General features: G+C 67.4%; 12 protein-coding genes. 7 read left to right on the top strand and 5 right to left on the bottom strand.

Going from position 1 to position 16,821, the window contains the following annotated elements; all coding sequences use genetic code 11:
* Positions 1-276 precede the first annotated feature (276 nt).
* A complete protein-coding gene (locus ACSVDO_RS20430) occupies positions 277-702 on the top strand; it encodes a DUF3717 domain-containing protein (protein WP_332538348.1) in 426 nt (141 codons plus the stop codon).
* 9 nt (positions 703-711) lie between these two features.
* Here ACSVDO_RS20430 and ACSVDO_RS20435 read toward each other — a convergent pair whose 3' ends face one another.
* Together ACSVDO_RS20435 and purB are read right to left on the bottom strand one after the other, a co-directional pair.
* Entirely contained in the window at positions 712-1,272 is a 561-nt protein-coding gene (locus tag ACSVDO_RS20435; RefSeq protein WP_332538349.1) for a YaeQ family protein, read from the bottom strand.
* Positions 1,273-1,504: 232 nt separating this feature from the next.
* Positions 1,505-2,884, bottom strand: coding sequence for an adenylosuccinate lyase (gene purB / locus ACSVDO_RS20440; protein ID WP_489594321.1), 1,380 nt, complete (start codon positions 2,882-2,884; stop codon positions 1,505-1,507).
* A 103-nt stretch (positions 2,885-2,987) separates the two neighbouring features.
* Here purB and ACSVDO_RS20445 point away from each other — a divergent pair, with 103 nt between their 5' ends.
* Positions 2,988-3,608 (top strand): glutathione S-transferase family protein, encoded by a 621-nt coding sequence (locus ACSVDO_RS20445; protein ID WP_332538351.1) that lies wholly within the window; start codon positions 2,988-2,990, stop codon positions 3,606-3,608.
* A gap of 418 nt (positions 3,609-4,026) precedes the next feature.
* On the opposite strand, the gene glnE is transcribed toward ACSVDO_RS20445, so the two are convergent.
* Positions 4,027-6,819 (bottom strand): bifunctional [glutamate--ammonia ligase]-adenylyl-L-tyrosine phosphorylase/[glutamate--ammonia-ligase] adenylyltransferase, encoded by a 2,793-nt coding sequence (gene glnE / locus ACSVDO_RS20450; RefSeq protein ID WP_489594323.1) that lies wholly within the window; start codon positions 6,817-6,819, stop codon positions 4,027-4,029.
* A 110-nt stretch (positions 6,820-6,929) separates the two neighbouring features.
* Here glnE and ACSVDO_RS20455 point away from each other — a divergent pair, with 110 nt between their 5' ends.
* From ACSVDO_RS20455 to ACSVDO_RS20470, 4 genes are read left to right on the top strand one after another with little or no spacing between them, the layout of a single operon-like run.
* Positions 6,930-11,048: a YhdP family protein gene (locus tag ACSVDO_RS20455; RefSeq protein ID WP_489594325.1), complete on the top strand. Its 4,119-nt coding sequence runs from the start codon at positions 6,930-6,932 to the stop codon at positions 11,046-11,048.
* Complete coding sequence (locus ACSVDO_RS20460) at positions 11,045-11,860, top strand: carbon-nitrogen hydrolase family protein (protein WP_332538355.1); 816 nt, start codon at positions 11,045-11,047, stop codon at positions 11,858-11,860. The genes ACSVDO_RS20455 and ACSVDO_RS20460 overlap by 4 nt, the downstream gene beginning before the upstream one ends.
* 39 nt (positions 11,861-11,899) lie before the next feature.
* The gene (locus tag ACSVDO_RS20465; RefSeq protein ID WP_442881646.1) at positions 11,900-13,987 is read left to right on the top strand and encodes a PAS domain S-box protein; all 2,088 of its coding nucleotides are present in this window, start codon (positions 11,900-11,902) and stop codon (positions 13,985-13,987) included.
* Positions 13,988-13,991: 4 nt separating this feature from the next.
* Positions 13,992-14,621, top strand: a complete 630-nt coding sequence (locus tag ACSVDO_RS20470) for a response regulator transcription factor (RefSeq protein WP_332538357.1) — start codon at positions 13,992-13,994, stop codon at positions 14,619-14,621.
* A gap of 61 nt (positions 14,622-14,682) precedes the next feature.
* Here the strand turns inward: ACSVDO_RS20470 and ACSVDO_RS20475 are convergent, their stop codons facing one another.
* Together ACSVDO_RS20475 and ACSVDO_RS20480 are read right to left on the bottom strand one after the other, a co-directional pair.
* On the bottom strand, positions 14,683-15,333 hold the full coding sequence (locus ACSVDO_RS20475) for a YiaD family glycine zipper/OmpA-like lipoprotein (RefSeq protein WP_213295191.1): 651 nt from the start codon (positions 15,331-15,333) through the stop codon (positions 14,683-14,685).
* A gap of 154 nt (positions 15,334-15,487) precedes the next feature.
* Positions 15,488-15,637, bottom strand: a complete 150-nt coding sequence (locus ACSVDO_RS20480; protein WP_332538358.1) for a hypothetical protein — start codon at positions 15,635-15,637, stop codon at positions 15,488-15,490.
* Between ACSVDO_RS20480 and mltA the strand changes: the two genes are divergently transcribed.
* Entirely contained in the window at positions 15,570-16,811 is a 1,242-nt protein-coding gene (mltA, locus tag ACSVDO_RS20485; RefSeq protein WP_489594329.1) for a murein transglycosylase A, read from the top strand. The two genes, ACSVDO_RS20480 and mltA, sit on opposite strands and share 68 nt — an antisense overlap.
* The last annotated feature ends 10 nt before the right edge of the window (positions 16,812-16,821 follow it).

The raw sequence follows: 16,821 nt of genomic DNA on the forward strand, positions 1-16,821 counted from the left end.
TCTCTCAAAGGTCTTGCTCGGCACCGTTTTGCACGGAACCCGCGAGGCCGGAAGCTTGCGCTTCGTATTGACGACCTCGGCGCACGCCCGATGGACCGGCACGCCGGACATCGCAACGAGAGCTACTCCCCTTCGAAGCTCGAGATTTGAACACATTTAGCGACGCTTTCGGCATAAACCTGTTTTTTTGCGGGAGACCTGGGCGCCAAAAGCCATGGCGCCGTAGCGTCGGCGACACGCAGCTTATGATCCAGGGCCGCATTGTTCGCACCCCCCATGGCAGGAATCCACATCACCGACATCGAGGCAGCCATCAACTACTGGCGCCACAAAAAACCGTCGCCCGACGGCGTACTGCTCGCGGCCGAAGCCCGGGCGCTGGCCGATGTCTATGCGCTGATGATCTTTCGCCATGCGAGCGAAGTCGACGCCGCCGAGGTGCCTTCGCATGCCCAGGCCGCATGGCTCGCCTGGTACGACACCACGCCCGACACCCCCTGCATTGCCATCTGCTCCACCAGCCAGGGCGACAACCTGTGCAAGGGCTGCGGCCGGACCTTCGAGGAAGTGCAGCTGTGGCCGGGCTTCGACCCGATAGAGAAACGCAGCGTCTGGCGCCGCATCACCATAGAAAACTCGGCCTGGCGCTTCAACCGCTACGCCGAGCGGGCCGCGGAAAACAAGTCGGGCCAGGGACGCTGAGCGGTCGATCTACTTCCAGCGAATCGGCTCGACCACCACGCTGCCCAGCTTGCTGCTGAGCGTGATGCTGCCTTCCTGGATCGTGGCCTGCAGCTGCATGCTGCGCTCGGCGAGCTGGGCCAGTTCGGGGGCGGTTTCGGACGGCAGGCGCCAAACCTGCAGCTTGGGCAGGCGGCTGAATTTGCTTTCAATGCCGCGCCACCAGACGTCGGCCGAGTGGCTGAACGGATACAGCAGCACCTGGTCAGACTTGCTGCAGGCCTTGGCAATGGGCTTGTCCTCGGGCTGGCCGACTTCGATCCACAGGCGCTTGCGGCCCGTGTAGTCGGTCAGCGAGACATCCGGGTCTTCGGGATCGGACAGGCCGGCGCCAAAGCTCAGCGTCGCGTCGCCATTGCACAGGTCGTTGAGCTGGTGGGCATTGAGCGCCAGCGCGACCAGGCGCGCCATCATGCGGTCGTCGGTCTCGCTCGGGTGGCGAGCCAGCGTAAGCGCATGATCGGCGTAATAGCCATGGTCGATGTCGGCAATCTGGAGATTGGCCTTGAAGATGGTGGATTTGAGGGCCATGGGCGCGCCGTTGGGGTCGAGAAAAAGAATTGATCCGGCAATGGATCAAACACAGGCTAAGCCCTGAAATGCCCTTCGACAGGCTCAGGGCGAACGGCGTGGGAGCACTCGCGGCCAACGGCGCGGGAGCAGGCACTCCAAACCGTTGGTCCTGAGCCTGTCGAAGGATGGACGGGCATTGCGACATTGAAACCCGGCGCATGCCCTCAGGGGCATGGACTCGGGGAGGAACTCAAACCCGGCGCGCGAGTTCGGCGGCCTTGCCGACATACGAAGCGGGCGTCATCGCCAGCAGACGGTCCTTGTCGGCCTGGGGGATTTCGAGGCCGTTGATCAGGCGATGCAGGTCTTCGGCCTGAACGGTCTTGCCGCGCGTGACTTCCTTGAGCTTCTCGTACGCGCCCTGCACGCCATAGCGGCGCATCACGGTCTGGATGGGCTCGGCCAGCACTTCCCAGGCGTTGTCCAGGTCTTCGGCGAGCTTCTCTTCGTTGAGTTCGAGCTTGTTGAGGCCGGTCATCAGCGAGGTGTAGGCCAGCGTGGCGTAGCCCAGTGCGACGCCGATGTTGCGCAGCACCGTGGAATCGGTCAGGTCACGCTGCCAGCGGCTCACGGGCAGCTTTTCGGACAGGTGCTTGAGCACGGCGTTGGCCAGGCCCAGGTTGCCTTCGGCGTTCTCGAAGTCGATGGGGTTGACCTTGTGCGGCATGGTCGAGGAACCGATTTCGCCGGCCTTCAGGCGCTGCTTGAAGTAGCCCAGCGAGACATAGCCCCAGATGTCGCGCGACAGGTCGATCAGGATGGTGTCGGCGCGCGCCACGGCATCGAACAGCTCGGCCATGTAGTCATGCGGCTCGATCTGGATCGAGTAGGGCTGGAAGGTCAGGCCCAGGCCGTTGGGTTCGGGGCTTTCGATGACTTTCTTGCTGAACGCTTCCCAGTCGAACTCGGGCCAGGCCGACAGGTGGGCGTTGTAGTTGCCCACGGCGCCGTTCATCTTGCCCAGGATCTTGACGCTGGCGATGCGGTCCACGGCGGCCTGCAGGCGCACCACGACGTTGGCCATTTCCTTGCCGACGGTGGTCGGGCTCGCGGTCTGGCCGTGGGTGCGGCTGAGCATGGGGACGTCAGCGTACTGATGCGCCATTTCGCGCAGCTTGAGCACGATGCGGTCCAGCGCGGGCAGCACGACCATGTCGCGGCCGACGCGCAGTTGCAGCGCATGGCTGGTGTTGTTGATGTCTTCGCTGGTGCAGGCGAAGTGCACGAATTCGGAAGCCTTCTCGAGTTCGGGACGCGCCTCGAACTTGGACTTGATCCAGTATTCCACGGCCTTGACGTCGTGGTTGGTGGTCTTTTCGATTTCCTTGATGGCTTCGGCGTCGGATTCGCTGAAGTTCTTCACCAGGCCCAGCAGATAGGCGCGCGCGCCAATGGACAGCGGCTTGAATTCTTCGAAGCCGGCGTCGGACAGCGCGATGAACCAGGCGATCTCCACCTGCACCCGGCGGTGCATGTACCCCTGTTCGCTCATGATCGGGCGCAGGGCGGAGAGTTTCGCGGCGTAACGGCCGTCGAGCGGGGAGAGGGCGGAAATGGTGGAAAAGCTCATGCCCTCAATTGTAGGGGGCATGCCAAATCCCATGCCGCGCATGGCTGCCGATAGAATCATCCAGCCGGCACTTGCCGGGTCCCGCGCCATGGAAATTCGCACTATGAAATTGATCGGTACCACCAGCAGTCCCTACGTGCGCAAAGTGCGTGTCGTGATGGCCGAGAAAAAGCTCGACTATCAGTTCGAGATCGACAACGTCTGGGCCGCCGATGCCGCGGTCAGCGCCAGCAACCCGCTGGGCAAGGTGCCGCGGCTGATGATCGAAGGCCATGAACTGGCGCTTTTCGACTCGCGCGTGATCGTCGAGTACCTCGACACGCTGTCGCCCGTGGGCAAGCTGCTGCCGCCCAGCGGCCGCGAGCGCGCCGACGTCAAGACCTGGGAAGCGCTGGCCGACGGCCTGCTCGATGCCGGCGTGCTCGCCCGCCTCGAAGCCACCTGGCCGGGACGCGGCGACGGCGAACGCAGCCAGGCCTGGATAGACCGCCAGCTGGGCAAGGTCGATGCCAGCCTGCAGGCGATGTCCAAGGCCCTGGGCGACAAGCCGTTTTGCTGCGGCATCCATATGACGCTGGCCGACATCGCCACGGGCTGCGCGCTCGACTGGCTCGCGTTCCGCTTCCCGCAACTGACCTGGCGCGACGACCACCCCAACCTCGCGCGCCTGACCGACAAGCTGGCATTGCGTGCGAGCTTCAAGGACACCGTGCCTGTCGCCTGAACGGTTTCAGCACGACAAACAAAAAATGGCCTCCTTGCGGAGGCCATTTTTCATCGAATAAAAAAGTTGCGAAGCATCCCGAAACGAATAAAGAGAGGGAGGGAGGAGAAGCGCTTCAGGGGGTCTATAAGGATCAGGTCCTCAAAGGCTTCGCAACAGTAAAAGGTTTGGTGCTCCAGGCTTTGCTTGTGCACGCTCAAAGTGATTGAGGATGAGTCTGCGCCAAAGTTCCAGCCAATGCAGCCCCAAAACTGTAACCAATCGCTAAAACGTCCCTGAAATTCTCACACCGCCGCATGCGCACCCGGCAGCGGCCAACGCTTTCGCCCAAAGCCTGCCCGAGCCACACAGGCCCGCACCCAGGCCGCAAAGCGGCACCGGGCGGGGGTGTAAGGCGCAGATCAATTAACGTTTGATTTCAAATATGGGCGCTGAGGCCGGGCGCGAGATCCCCGCTGTCGGGCGTACCGAACACCGCGCGCCACAGCGTCAGCACCGCATCGCGGTGCGCCACGGCGGTCTGCAGCTCGACCTGACCGCTGGACTCATCGAGCCGCGCCTTGTGCTGGATGCGGCGCAACGCGCGGTAGGCGTCGGCCGCGGCCAGGCCGACGCCAGGCGGCAGCAGGCCCGCTGCCTCGGCATGGCGCAGCAGTGTGATATTGCCGATGTTGATCAGCAGCTGCGGGTGCTCGCGCGAGCACAGCAGCACCAGATACTGCACGGCGAATTCCGCGTCGACCATGCCTCCGGGACTGTGCTTGACGTCGAACAGCTGGCCGCGCACCGGATGGGCGGCGCGCACGCGGGCGCGCATGGCGACGATTTCAGCGCGCAGCAGCTCGGGATTGCGCGGCGCGGAGATCACGGCTTCGCGCACCGCGTCGAAGCGTTGGCGCAGCGAATCGCTGCCGAGCACGAAGCGCGCGCGTGTCATGGCCTGGTGTTCCCAGGTCCAGGCGGTATTGCTGCCGCGCTGCTGCTGGTACTTCGCATAGGCGTCGAAACCCGTGACCAGCAGGCCCGAGCTGCCGTTGGGACGCAGCGCGGTATCGATCTCGAACAGGTCGCCTTCGCCGGTCTTCACCGTGAGCCAGTTGATCAGCTTGCGCACGAAGGCCGCATAGACTTCGGGCGCGCGCTCGTCGTCGTCGTCGAACACGAACACGATGTCGAGGTCGCTGCCATAGCCCAGCTCCTTGCCGCCAAGCTTGCCGTAGCCGATGATGCCGTACTGCGGCTCCTCGCGGTGGCGGCCCTTGAGGCGCGACCAGCACCATTGGCCGGTGACGCGCAGCACGCTGTCGGCGAGCGCGCTCAGGTCGTCAGCCACCTGCTCCACGGTGATCCGGCCTTCGACATCGCGCGCCAGCGTGCGGAATATTTCCGCATGGTGGGCACGGCGCAGCAGGTTGAGCAGGGTTTCGTCGTCGTCCTCGCCCGTGGTCTGCAGCGAAGTCAGGCGCAGCGCGAGCTCGCGCTCGAAGTCGGCGGCAACGAAGCGGTCGGTCAGCAAGGCATCGCTGGCGAGCTCGTCGATCACGCCCGGGTGCTGCAGCAGGTAGCGCGCGGGCCAGCGCGCCGCGCCCAGCAGGTGCAGCAGGCGCTCGTGCACGGCGGGGCGCTCGAGCAACAGCGCCAGATAGCTTTCACGCCGCAGCAAGGGTTCGAGCCAGTTGATCAGGCGCACTGCGGCTTCCTCGCCCACGCTGCCGTCGGCAACCCACTGCGCGGTGCGCTGCACCAGGCGGAACAGCCGCGCGCGCGTTTCCTCGCGCAGGCTGGTGACGCGCGGGTGGTCGCGCCACTCGGCGACGCGCGCCGACAACTGAGGCGGCATCTGCGTGAGCAGGTCATCGATTTCCTGCGGCGTGGCCACGGTCAGCGAACGCGGGCCGCTGCATTGGCCGTTGCTGCACTGCGGCGGCGCATTGCCGCCGAGCAGCGTGTCGAACTCCTCGGCCACCAGCTCGCGGTGGGCGTCGAGTTGGTGCAGAAAGCGACTGCAGTCGGGATAGCCCATGGTCTGGGCAATCCACAGCAGGTCGTCGTCGCGCGTGGGCAGCACATGGGTCTGCTGGTCGTCGAGGTACTGGATGCGGTGCTCGACCTGGCGCAGAAAGGTGTAGGCCTGGGCCAGCGCTTCGGCGGTCTCGGCCGACATCAGGCCAGAGCGCGACAGGCGCTGCAGCGCTTCGAGCGTGGGCCGGCAGCGCAGCTCGGGAAACTGTCCGCCGCGCACCACCTGCAGCAGCTGCACGGTGAATTCGATTTCGCGTATGCCGCCGCGCGAGAGCTTGACGTCGTTGGCGCGACCGGGATGGCCCGCGCTGCGCTTGGCCGCGTGCTCGCGGATCTGGCGGTGCAGCGAACGCAGCGCGTCGAACACGCTGTAGTCGAGGTAGCGGCGGAAGACGAAAGGCAGCACCACGCCGCGCAGCGCCTGCACTTCGGGCGAGCGCACGCTGTCGCGCGGCGCGACCACGCGGCTCTTGAGCCAGGCGAAGCGCTCCCACTCGCGGCCCTGGGTCTGCAGGTATTCCTCGAGCGCGGCCAGCGAGACTGCCGGCGGCCCCGAATTGCCGTTGGGGCGCAGCGCCAGATCGACGCGGAACACGAAGCCGTGCTCGGTGACTTCGCCGATCAGCGCATAGATACCCTTGACCGCGCGGCCGAAATATTCGTGGTTGGACAGCCGACCGCGGCCGTCGGGCAGGCCCGCGGTCTCGCCTTCGTGCTCGTAGACATAGATCAGGTCGATGTCGCTGGACACATTGAGTTCGCGCGCGCCGAACTTGCCCATGCCCACGATCCACAGCTGCACCGGCTGGCCTTCGGGGCCTACGGGCGCACCATGGCGGCTGTCGAGATCGGCGCGCACCTGGCTGCAGGCGCGGTCCAGCGCCACTTCGGCCAGTTGGGTCACGGCCTGCGTGACCACCGCCAGCGGCGCCTGCTGCGCGCAGTCGAGCTGCAGCAGCCGCTCCATCACCAACTGGCGCAGCACGCGCAGCGCGGCCGAGAGGTCCATTCCCTGGCGGGACAAGGCGTCGAGCGCCTGCTCCATGCCCGCGCGCTGCGGCACGCCCTCAGGGAAAATCCCTAGCTCCTCGGCATAGCGCCGGTGTAAACGTTGGTAAAAACGGGAATGCGCGAGGCGGGAATGGGCCTCGGGAGCGAGCTCGGAAGGAGAATAGTCAACGGTCTGCATGCGCAATACAGGAATAACGGTAAACCGGCTGCCAACCCTCTGATCCCCCCGGGAAGCCGCATCTTTGCGGCCCCAGCGGGTGATAATTCCTGGCACTGACCTGCCCACCAATGATCGAACCTCAACCGCACCCCTCACGCCTGCTTCACTGGATGGCTGGCGTTGCGCGGTGGTCATTGGGGTTGCTGCTGGCCTTCTGGCTGCTGCTCGCCACCGTGTGGGGGGTGCTCCATGGATTAATTGTGCCGCGAATCAGCGAGTACCGTCCGCAGCTCGAAAGCCTGGCCGCGCGCACCCTGGGGGTACCCGTGCGCATCGGTGCGATCACGGCGCGCAGCGAAGGGCTGATACCCGTCATCGAACTCGGCCAGGTCGCGCTGCTCGACGCGCGCGGCCAGCCCGCGCTGGAACTGCCGCGCGTGGTGGTGGCGGTGTCGCCGCGCTCGCTGCTGCGCCTGGGCGTGGAGCAGCTTTTTATCGACGCGCCGCTGCTCGAGGCGCGGCGCGACAGCGCGGGCCAGCTGTGGATTGCAGGACTGCCCCTGCCCGCGGCCAGCGAAAGCCAGGACAACCCCGCGGCCGACTGGCTGTTCTCGCAGACCGAGATCGCGATCCGCAGCGGCCAGCTGCGCTGGACCGATGAACTGCGCCAGGCGCCGCCGCTGGCGCTAAAAGACCTCGACTTCGTGGTGCGCAACAAAGGCTGGCGCCACCAGATACGGCTCGATGCCACGCCCGACAACGAATGGGGCGCGCGCTTCACGCTGTCGGCGCAACTGCGCCAACCGCTGCTGTCGGCCCACGCGGGCAACTGGCGGCGCTGGACCGGCCAGGCCTATGCGGATTTCGCCCAGCTCGATGTCGCGCGCCTGGGCCAGTACATCGACTTGCAGGGCGCGAGCGTCTCACAGGGCCGCGGCGCGCTGCGCGCCTGGGTCGACATCAAGCGCGGGCAAGTCGAGCAGGTCACGACCGACCTGGTGCTCAGTGCCGTTGAAACCCGGCTGCGCCCCGACCTGCCGCCGCTGGCGCTGCGCGCGCTGCAGGGCCGGCTGAGCGTGGCGCGCCTGCCCGGCGGCTATGCACTCAATGGCCAGGCGCTGACGTTCGAGACCGGCGACGGCCTGCGCTGGCCAGCAAGCCAGTTCTCGCTGCGCCACAGCCAGGCCGATGCCGCGGCCGCCGAATTCGGCGCGCTGGGCGAGCAGGGCGAGCTGCGCTTCGAACAGTTCGACCTGGCGATCGCAGCCCAGCTCGCGAGCCGCCTGCCCATCGCCGACGCCGCGCGCAGCCGACTGCTGGCGCTCGCGCCACGCGGCATTGTCAAGGCGCTGCAGGCGAACTGGCGCGGGCCCATGGACAAGCCGCTGCAATATGAAGTGAGCGGCGATGTCCAGGACCTCGCGCTGTCCGACCAACCCGCGGCCAAGGGCACGGGCGTTCCGGGTGTGGAAGGCCTGCAGGCGAAGTTCTCGCTCAACCAGCTCGGCGGCTCGGCCCAGCTCAGCATGACCGGCGGAGCGCTGCGCCTGCCGGGCGTGTTCGAGGAGCCGGTGCTGCCGCTGGACAACCTGAGCGGCGCGCTGCGCTGGCAGGTGCAGGGCGAACAGATCGAGCTGCAGGCCAGCGACATGCGCTTTTCGAACGCCGACGCCGAAGGCGAAGCCCAGGCCACCTGGCACACCGGGCGCGACGCGGCCAAGCGCTTTCCCGGCGTGCTCGCGCTCACGGGCACGCTGCGCAATGCCGACGGCAGCCGCGTGCACCGCTACCTGCCGCTGGAGATCCCCGCCGACGCACGCCACTACGTGCGCGACAGCGTGCAAAGCGGGCGTGCCAGCCGCGTGCAGTTCAAGGTGCAGGGCGATCTCGACAAACTGCCGTTCGAGCGCGGCGACGGCGAGTTCCGCATTGCCGCCGAAGTGCATGACGTCAACTATGTCTATGTGCCGCCAGGGCTGCAGTCCGCGGGTGACAAACCCTGGCCCGCGCTGACCCAACTGTCGGGCGAGCTGGTGTTCGACCGCGCATCGATGGCGGTGCGCAATGCCCAGGGCCGGGTCGCCGGCCACCCGCGCATGCAGCTGCAGCAGATCGAGGCCCGCATTCCCAACCTGTCGCATACGCGCGTCGAGGTCAAGGCCCGGGCTCAGGGCGAACTCGCCGAAATGCTGGGCTTTGTCGCCGGCTCGCCCGTGGCCGGCTTCACGCAGCAGGTGCTGGACCATGCGCAGGGCAGCGGCGCGGCGCAGCTGCAGCTGCAGCTCGATCTGCCCATAGACCACCTCGAGCAGTCGAAAGTCCAGGGCAGCGTCGCGCTCGCGGGCAACAGCCTGCGGCTGATGCCCGAAGTGCCGCTGCTGAGCCAGATACGCGGCAACGTGCAGTTTTCCGACACCGGCTTCTCGCTGGCCGGCGTGCAGGCGCAGGCGCTGGGCGGCCCGCTGCGTTTCGAGGGCGGCATGCAGGTGCTGCCCGCATCGGCGCCCGCGAGCCAGTCGCCACTGGCGCTGCGCGCCAGTGGCAGCGCCAGCGCCGAAGGCCTGCGCGCGGCGCCCGAGCTGGGCCTGCTGGCCGATATCGCAGGCGCGGCCCAGGGCCAGGCCGACTATGTGCTGGACCTGGGCGTGCGCCGCGGCACGCCCGAAATCACCGTCACCAGCAACCTGCAGGGTTTGGCGCTCGATCTTCCCAGCCCCCTGGGCAAGACCGCCGCCGCAGCCCTGCCCTTGCGCTTTGCGCACACGCTCGCGCCGTCCGCGTTGGTCGCCCCGGCCGCCAGCAAGGCCGAGCTGCCGCCGCTGCACGACGAAATCACGCTGCAATGGGGCGATCTCGCGAGCCTGCACTACGTGCGCGATGCCGGCACCACACCGGCGAAAGTGCTGCGCGGCGCGCTGGCCATAGGCAGCCCCCTGCCCAGCGTAGACATGCCCGCGCGCGGCGTGCACGCCCAGGTCGCGATGCCCGCGGTGGATGTCGACGCCTGGCAGCAGGCGCTGCAGCGCCTGAGCCCGTCCGAGCCGGCCGCCGCGGCGCAAACCTCGACGACCGCCGCATCGGCCGCCTCGCTGCAAAGCTATCTGCCCGACACCGCGACGCTCAGCGCCCAGAGCTTCACGGCGAACGGCCGCACGCTGCACGCGCTCAGCGCGCGCGGCACGCGCAATGGCGGCCTGTGGAACGCGACCGTGGAGGCGCGCGAACTCAGCGGCCAGATCGAGTACCGCGAAGGCCATGCGGCCGACCCCGCGGGCCAGGTCTATGCGCGGCTCACGCGCCTGGCGGTGCCGCAAAGCGCGGTCAGCGCGGTCGACTCGCTGCTGAGCCCGCAGCCGCGCAGCCTGCCGGCGCTCGACATCGCCGTGGACGCACTCGAACTGTTCGGCCGGCCCATGGGGCGCTTCGAAGTCCAGGCGCGCAACCGCGAAAGCCCGGGCAACCCCGCGCTGCGCGAATGGCAGCTGATCCAGTTCAACATCACCAGTCCCGAAGCCCAGTTGCGCGCCAGCGGCAGCTGGGCGCTGCAGCCGGGCCAGCCCGCGCAGCCGCGCACGGCGCTGCGCTTTGCGCTCGACATCGCCGACACGGGCGCGCTGCTGACGCGCTTTTCCATGCCCGGCGTGATACGCAACGGCCGCGGCCGGCTCGACGGCCAGGTCGCCTGGAACGGCTCGCCGCTCTCGCCCGACTACCACTCGCTCAATGGCCAGATGCACCTCGACATGGCGTCGGGCCAGTTCCTGCAGGCCGAACCGGGCCTGGCGAAACTGCTGGGCGTGCTGAGCCTGCAGGCCCTGCCGCGGCGCCTGACGCTGGACTTCCGCGATGTGTTCAGCAAGGGCTTCAGCTTTGACTTCGTGCGCGGCGACGTGCAGATCGCCCAGGGCATAGCGCGCACCAACAACCTGCAGATGAAGGGCGTCAACGCCGCGGTGCTGATGGAAGGCGAGGCCGACATGCACCGCGAAACGCAGAACCTGCATGTGGTGGTCGTGCCCGAGATCAACGCCGGCACGGCTTCGCTGGTCGCCACGGCCATCAACCCGGTCGTGGGCCTGAGCAGCTTTCTCGCGCAAATCCTGCTGCGCGGACCGCTGATCGCGGCCGCCACCAAGGAATTCCGCATCGACGGCAGCTGGTCCGATCCCCAGGTCAACCCCGTATCCTCCAAGCCCGAACCCCGCGCCAGCACCCCTCCCCCCACCCGGGGAGAAACGCCGCCATGAAAGTTGCCGCCCTGCAGATGGTGTCCACGCCCGACGTGGCCGAGAACCTCGAAGTCGCCTGGCAGCTGCTGCAACAGGCGCGCGCTGCGGGCGCCGAGCTCGCGGCCCTGCCCGAGTACTTCTGCGCCATGGGACGGCGCGACACCGACAAGCTCGGCTACATGGAGGCTTTCGGCCAGGGGCCCATCCAGGACTTCCTGGCGCGCGCGGCGCGCGAGCTCGACCTGTGGATCGTCGGCGGTACGCTGCCGCTGGAAGCCGACGACCCCGAGCATGTGCGCAACAGCACGCTGGTGTTCTCGCCCGGCGGCGAATGCGTGGCGCGCTACGACAAGATCCACCTGTTCCGCTACGACAACGGCCGCGAGCGCTACGACGAAGCCCAGGTGATCGCCGCCGGCCAGACGCCGGTGCGGCTCGACATCACCGACCGCAGCGGAGAACACTGGCGCCTGGGCCTGAGCATCTGCTACGACCTGCGCTTTCCCGAGCTGTACCGCGCCCATGCCCAGCGCGGCTGCGACCTGCTGCTGGTGCCCAGCGCCTTCACCCACACCACGGGCCAGGCCCACTGGGAAGTGCTGCTGCGCGCGCGCGCGATAGAGAACCAGGCCTATGTGCTCGCGCCGGCCCAGGGCGGCCTGCACCCCAACGGCCGCCAGACCTGGGGCCACAGCATGGCGGTAGACCCCTGGGGCCAGGTGCTGGCCGTGCGCGAACAAGGCCCGGGGCTGGCGCTGGCCACGCTCGACCGCCAGCACATCGCCCATGTGCGCGCCCAGCTGCCCGCCCTGCAACACCGTATTTTGTGATTCCTGCCGATGAGTGCTCCGACGCCCCTGCCCGACGCGATGTCCTTTCCGAGCTACCCCGAGGGCAGCCAGGCCGGCGCCGAAGCCGAACCCGCGCCCCCGCGCTGGCCCTGGCGCCGCTGGCGCAGCGCCTGGCGGCGCTGGTCGCTGTGGACCGTGCTGGTGGTGCTTGTCGTGAGCATGCTGATCACGCTGGTCTGGCTCGCGGGCCGCTACGAGGCGGTGCAGGTGCAGGACCGGCTGGAACGCGATGCCGCGAATGCCGTGGCCGATGTGCGCGCCGCGCTCAATCGCAACCTGCAGGACCTGCAGGCGCTCAGCGCCCAGTCCAGCGATCCGCAGGAATGGCGCGCGCGCGCCGCCGAAGTGCTGCAGGTGCGCCGCGAGATCCTGCGCATCGAATGGCGCGACGCGCGCGTGCGCCTGCAGTCGTATGCCGAAACCCCCTACCGGCCCACGCAGTGGGAAGAAGGCCTGCGCGACGACAGCCAGTCGCATGCGCAGATGACCTGCGCCAATGCGCGCCGCCTCAACGGCCCCGCGTATTCACCCAGCTATTTCCAGCTGCTCAATGAAGGCCTGGGCTCGGAAATGATGGAAGTCTGCCTGCCGCTGTCGCACAGCGGCCGCGTCGACGGCTTCATCATCGCCACCTATTCGCTGCAAAGCATTCTGGTCAACCAGGTCAGCAAGAACCTCGCGCACAGCCAGGAAGTCTCGTTCACCGAGCCCGACGGCACGCGGCTGGCGCTGGTCGGCGCGGCCTGGCGCGGCACGCGCGTGTTCACGGCCCAGCAGATCCTCGATCTGCCGGGCAACATGCTGGTGCTGCGGCTGGACCACTGGCACCGCGCGCCCAGCGTGTTCCCCAACGTGCTCACGGCCCTGGTCACGACCATGTCGATCGCACTGGGCACGGTGCTGGTGATCCTGGTGCGCGACAACCGCCGGCGGCTGCGCGCCGAGCGCGACCTGGGCGAAGCGCTGGCGTTTCGCAAGGCCATGGAAGACTCGCTGATCACCGGCCTGCGCGCGCGCGACCTCAAGGGCCGCATCAGCTATGTGAATCCCGCGTTCTGCGAGATGGTGGGCTTTACCTCGGAAGAGCTGCTCGGGCTGAACTTCGCGCCGTATTGGCCGCCCGAGCTGTCGCAGGAATACCACCAGCGCCAGCTCAAGCGCCTCGCGGGCAAGGCGCCGCCGTCACGCGAAGGCTATGAAACGGTGTTCATGCGCAAGGACGGCACGCGCTTTCCGGTGCTGATCTTCGAAGCGCCGCTGATCAGCGCCCAGGGCCGGCACACGGGCTGGATGAGCGCCTTCCTCGACATCAGCGAGCAGCGCCGCATGGAGGAGCTCTCGCGCGCATCGCAGGAGCGGCTGCAGGCGACGGCGCGGCTGGCGACCGTGGGCGAGATGGCCTCGCTGCTGAGCCATGAGCTGACCCAGCCGCTGATGACCATCGCCAGCTATGCGGCGGGCTCGCTCAACATGCTGGGCCAGCACGAGCCGGCAAGCGACAATCCGGCCGCGCTGCGCCAGCAGCTGCAGGACCTGCGCACCGCGATGCAGCGCATCGCCAACCAGGCGGAGCGCGCGGGCCGGGTCATCAAGAGCGTGCGCGACTTCGTGCGCCGGCGCGACCAGTCGCGCGAGCAGGTGCACGCCAGCGAACTGATCGACGCCGTGCTGCCGCTGGTGCGCATGCAGGCGCGCAAGCTCGGCGTGCGCGTCATCACCCAACTGGACAACGACCTGCCGCCCGTGCTGTGCGATCCGACCATGATCGAGCAGGTGCTGCTCAATCTCGCGCGCAACGGCACCCAGGCCATGGACGGCATCGAAACCCAGCCGCGCGAGCTGACGCTGCGCGTGCGCCACAGCACCAGCAGCGCGCATGCGAGCTGGCTGGAATTTTCCGTGATCGACTGCGGCAGCGGCATCGATGAAGCCGTGTCCGAACAGCTGTTCACGCCGTTCTTCACCACGCGCGAGGAAGGCATGGGACTGGGGCTGAGCCTGTGCCGCACCGTGATCGAGCAGCACGGAGGGACGTTGCGCCACAGCCCCAACCTTCCGCGTGGTACGGTATTCAGTTTCACGCTGCCCGCTCCACCTCAGAATTGATCCCATGGAACCCGTACAAAACGCCACCGTCTACATCGTGGACGACGATGCCGATGTGCGCGAGGCCCTGGCATGGCTGCTGCGCTCGCGCCGCCTGCTCAGCGAGTCCTTCGACTGCGCCGAATCGTTTCTCGACATGCTGCAGTCGCAGTCGCCCGCGCGCCATCCCTGTTGTCTGCTGCTCGACATGCGCATGACGGGCATGAGTGGCCTGGCGCTGTTCAACCAGCTGCTCGCCGAAGGCCAGCTCGCGGCCATGCCGGTGATCTTTCTCACCGGCCATGCCGACGTGCCCACGGCCGTCGACACCGTCAAGCGCGGCGCCTTCGACTTCTGCGAGAAGCCGTTTTCCGACAACGCGCTGGTCGACCGCATCGAGCAGGCGCTCGCGGCTTCCGATCAGCACCTGTCGCGCATGCGCGAGCGCGACGCGCTGCGCAATCGCCTGACCGACCTGACCGAGCGCGAACGCGATGTGATGCGTCTGGTCGTCGAAGGCATTCCCAACAAGCTGATTGCCGACCAGCTCGACATCAGCGTGCGCACGGTCGAAGTGCACCGCTCGCGCGTGTTCGACAAGATGCAGGTCAAGTCGGCGGTGGAGCTCGCCAATCTGCTGAGAACCGACGTCTAGCGCCTGTCCAGGAACGACAAAGGCCCCTTTCGGGGCCTTGGGGCATGGCTGCAATCAGCGCTTAGCGCGGGCGTTCGCCCACATAGATCTCCACGCGGCGATTGCGCGCGCGGCCTTCGTTGGTGCTGTTCGACGCGATGGGCTCATAGGAGCCACGGCCTTCGGTCTGGATGCGCGTGCCGCCCACGCCGCGGCTGGTCAGGTAATTGCGCGTGCTGTTGGCGCGCTGCAGCGACAGCGGATTGTTGATGGCGTCCGAGCCCGTGCTGTCCGTGTGGCCCACGATGCGCACGTCGGTGTTGACGTTGTTGCGCAGACCATCGGCGAAACGGTCGAGCACCGGAGCAAAGTTGCTCTTGATGTCCGCGCGGCCGGTGTCAAACGAGATGTCGCTGGGAATGTCGAGCTTGAGCTGGTTGTCCTGCGTCTGCGTCACGGCGATGCCCGTGCCCTGCGTCGCGGCTTCCATCTCGCGCTTTTGCTTTTCCATATTCTGCGACCAGATGTAGGTGCCCAGCGCACCCACGCCCGCGCCCACCAGCGCGCCCGTTCCGGCCTTGCCGCCGGTCGCCGAGCCCAGCACCGCACCCGCGAGGGCGCCCACGCCCGCACCCGTGGCCGTGCGGCGCTGGGTGTCGGACATGCCGGTGTTGGCACAGCCGGAAATCAGCAGAACTGCAGCCGTTGCGGCCACGAGAATATTTTTGCGCATATGAACTCCTTCACGTAAATGATCCGGGCGCTAACTGCACGTAAAACGCCTGCCGGGGGCAGGTGCCCTCGTGTTAAACCAATTGTCCCCCAGCGTATCAGCCCCGGATGTCGACGCCCGTAGGACAGACACGACAACCGCCAGGCCTGGCGCATCAGGGCCGCGGCCCCGGCGGCTGCGGCGGGTCTTCCTCCGAATCCGGCGGCGCGAGTTCCCCGCGTTTTCGTCCGGAAAACATGGTCCACCAGACAATTGCGATCAAAACGATCAATGCCAGCAACGCTTCAAGCAAAATCAGCCCCATGAATCTCAACCTCCTGCGCCTTGCGTCAATGGCGTTGATTGTAGGAACGCTCGCCGCGTGTTCCACCACATCCCTTCCGACCGTCGATCCTTCGCCCATTCCAGAGCTGCGTCCTCAGGGCTCCCAAAGCACTCCGGCCCCCATCACGGCCGCGGCGGTGTCGTTTCCCAAGAGCCGCTGGCTGCCCGTGGCCTGGAGCGAGCTGCCGGGCTTTGAAAGCGACGCACTGCACGAAGCCTGGAATGCCTGGGTGAAGAACTGCGAGCGCCCGACGCCGGCATTCGCGGGACTGTGCAGCGAAGTGCGCCGGCTGAGCATCGCCAACGGCGACGAGCAGCGCGCCTGGATGCTGGCCAAGTTCCAGCCCTACCGCGTGGAAGCGAGCAACGGCAGCCCCGAAGGCCTGCTGACGGCCTACTACGAACCCCAGCTCGACGCCGCGCGCCTGCCCGGCAATGGCTACAACGTGCCGCTGTACCAGCTGCCCACGGGCTTTGGCACGCGCAAGCCCTGGTATTCGCGCCAGCAGATCGATACCCTGCCCGAAGCCCAGGCCGCGCTCGCCGGCCGCGCGATCGCCTGGCTGCGCGATCCCATCGACGCGCTGGTGCTGCATATCCAGGGCTCGGGCCGGCTGCGCCTGACCGAGCCCAACGGCCAGGTGCGCCTGGTGCGCGTCGCCTATGCCGGCACCAACGACCAGCCTTACAAGAGCGTGGGCCGCTGGCTGCTCGACCAGAACCTGGTGCGCGACGCGACCTGGCCCGGAATCAGCGCCTGGATCGCGGCCAACCCCGGCCGCGTCAACGAAATGCTGTGGAGCAATCCGCGCTATGTGTTCTTCCGTGAGGAAGCGCTCGAGGGCCTGGACGCGGAGTTCGGCCCCAAGGGCGCTTTAGGCGTGCCGCTGACCCCGGGCCGCTCCATCGCCGTCGACCGCCAGAGCATTCCCTACGGCACGCCGGTCTGGCTGTCGACACCCGGCCCGACGGTGGCGCTCAACCGCATGGTGTTTGCCCAGGACACGGGCAGCGCCATCCTGGGTGCGGTGCGCGCCGACTACTTCACGGGCTGGGGTGCCGAAGCGGGCGAGATTGCGGGGCGACTCAAGCAGAACCTGCGGCTGTGGACGTTCTGGCCGCGGCATCTGACGCCCGGCAGCGCCAGCCGATAATGCCGCCGCT

The organism is Comamonas sp. DB36 (assembly GCF_057914905.1).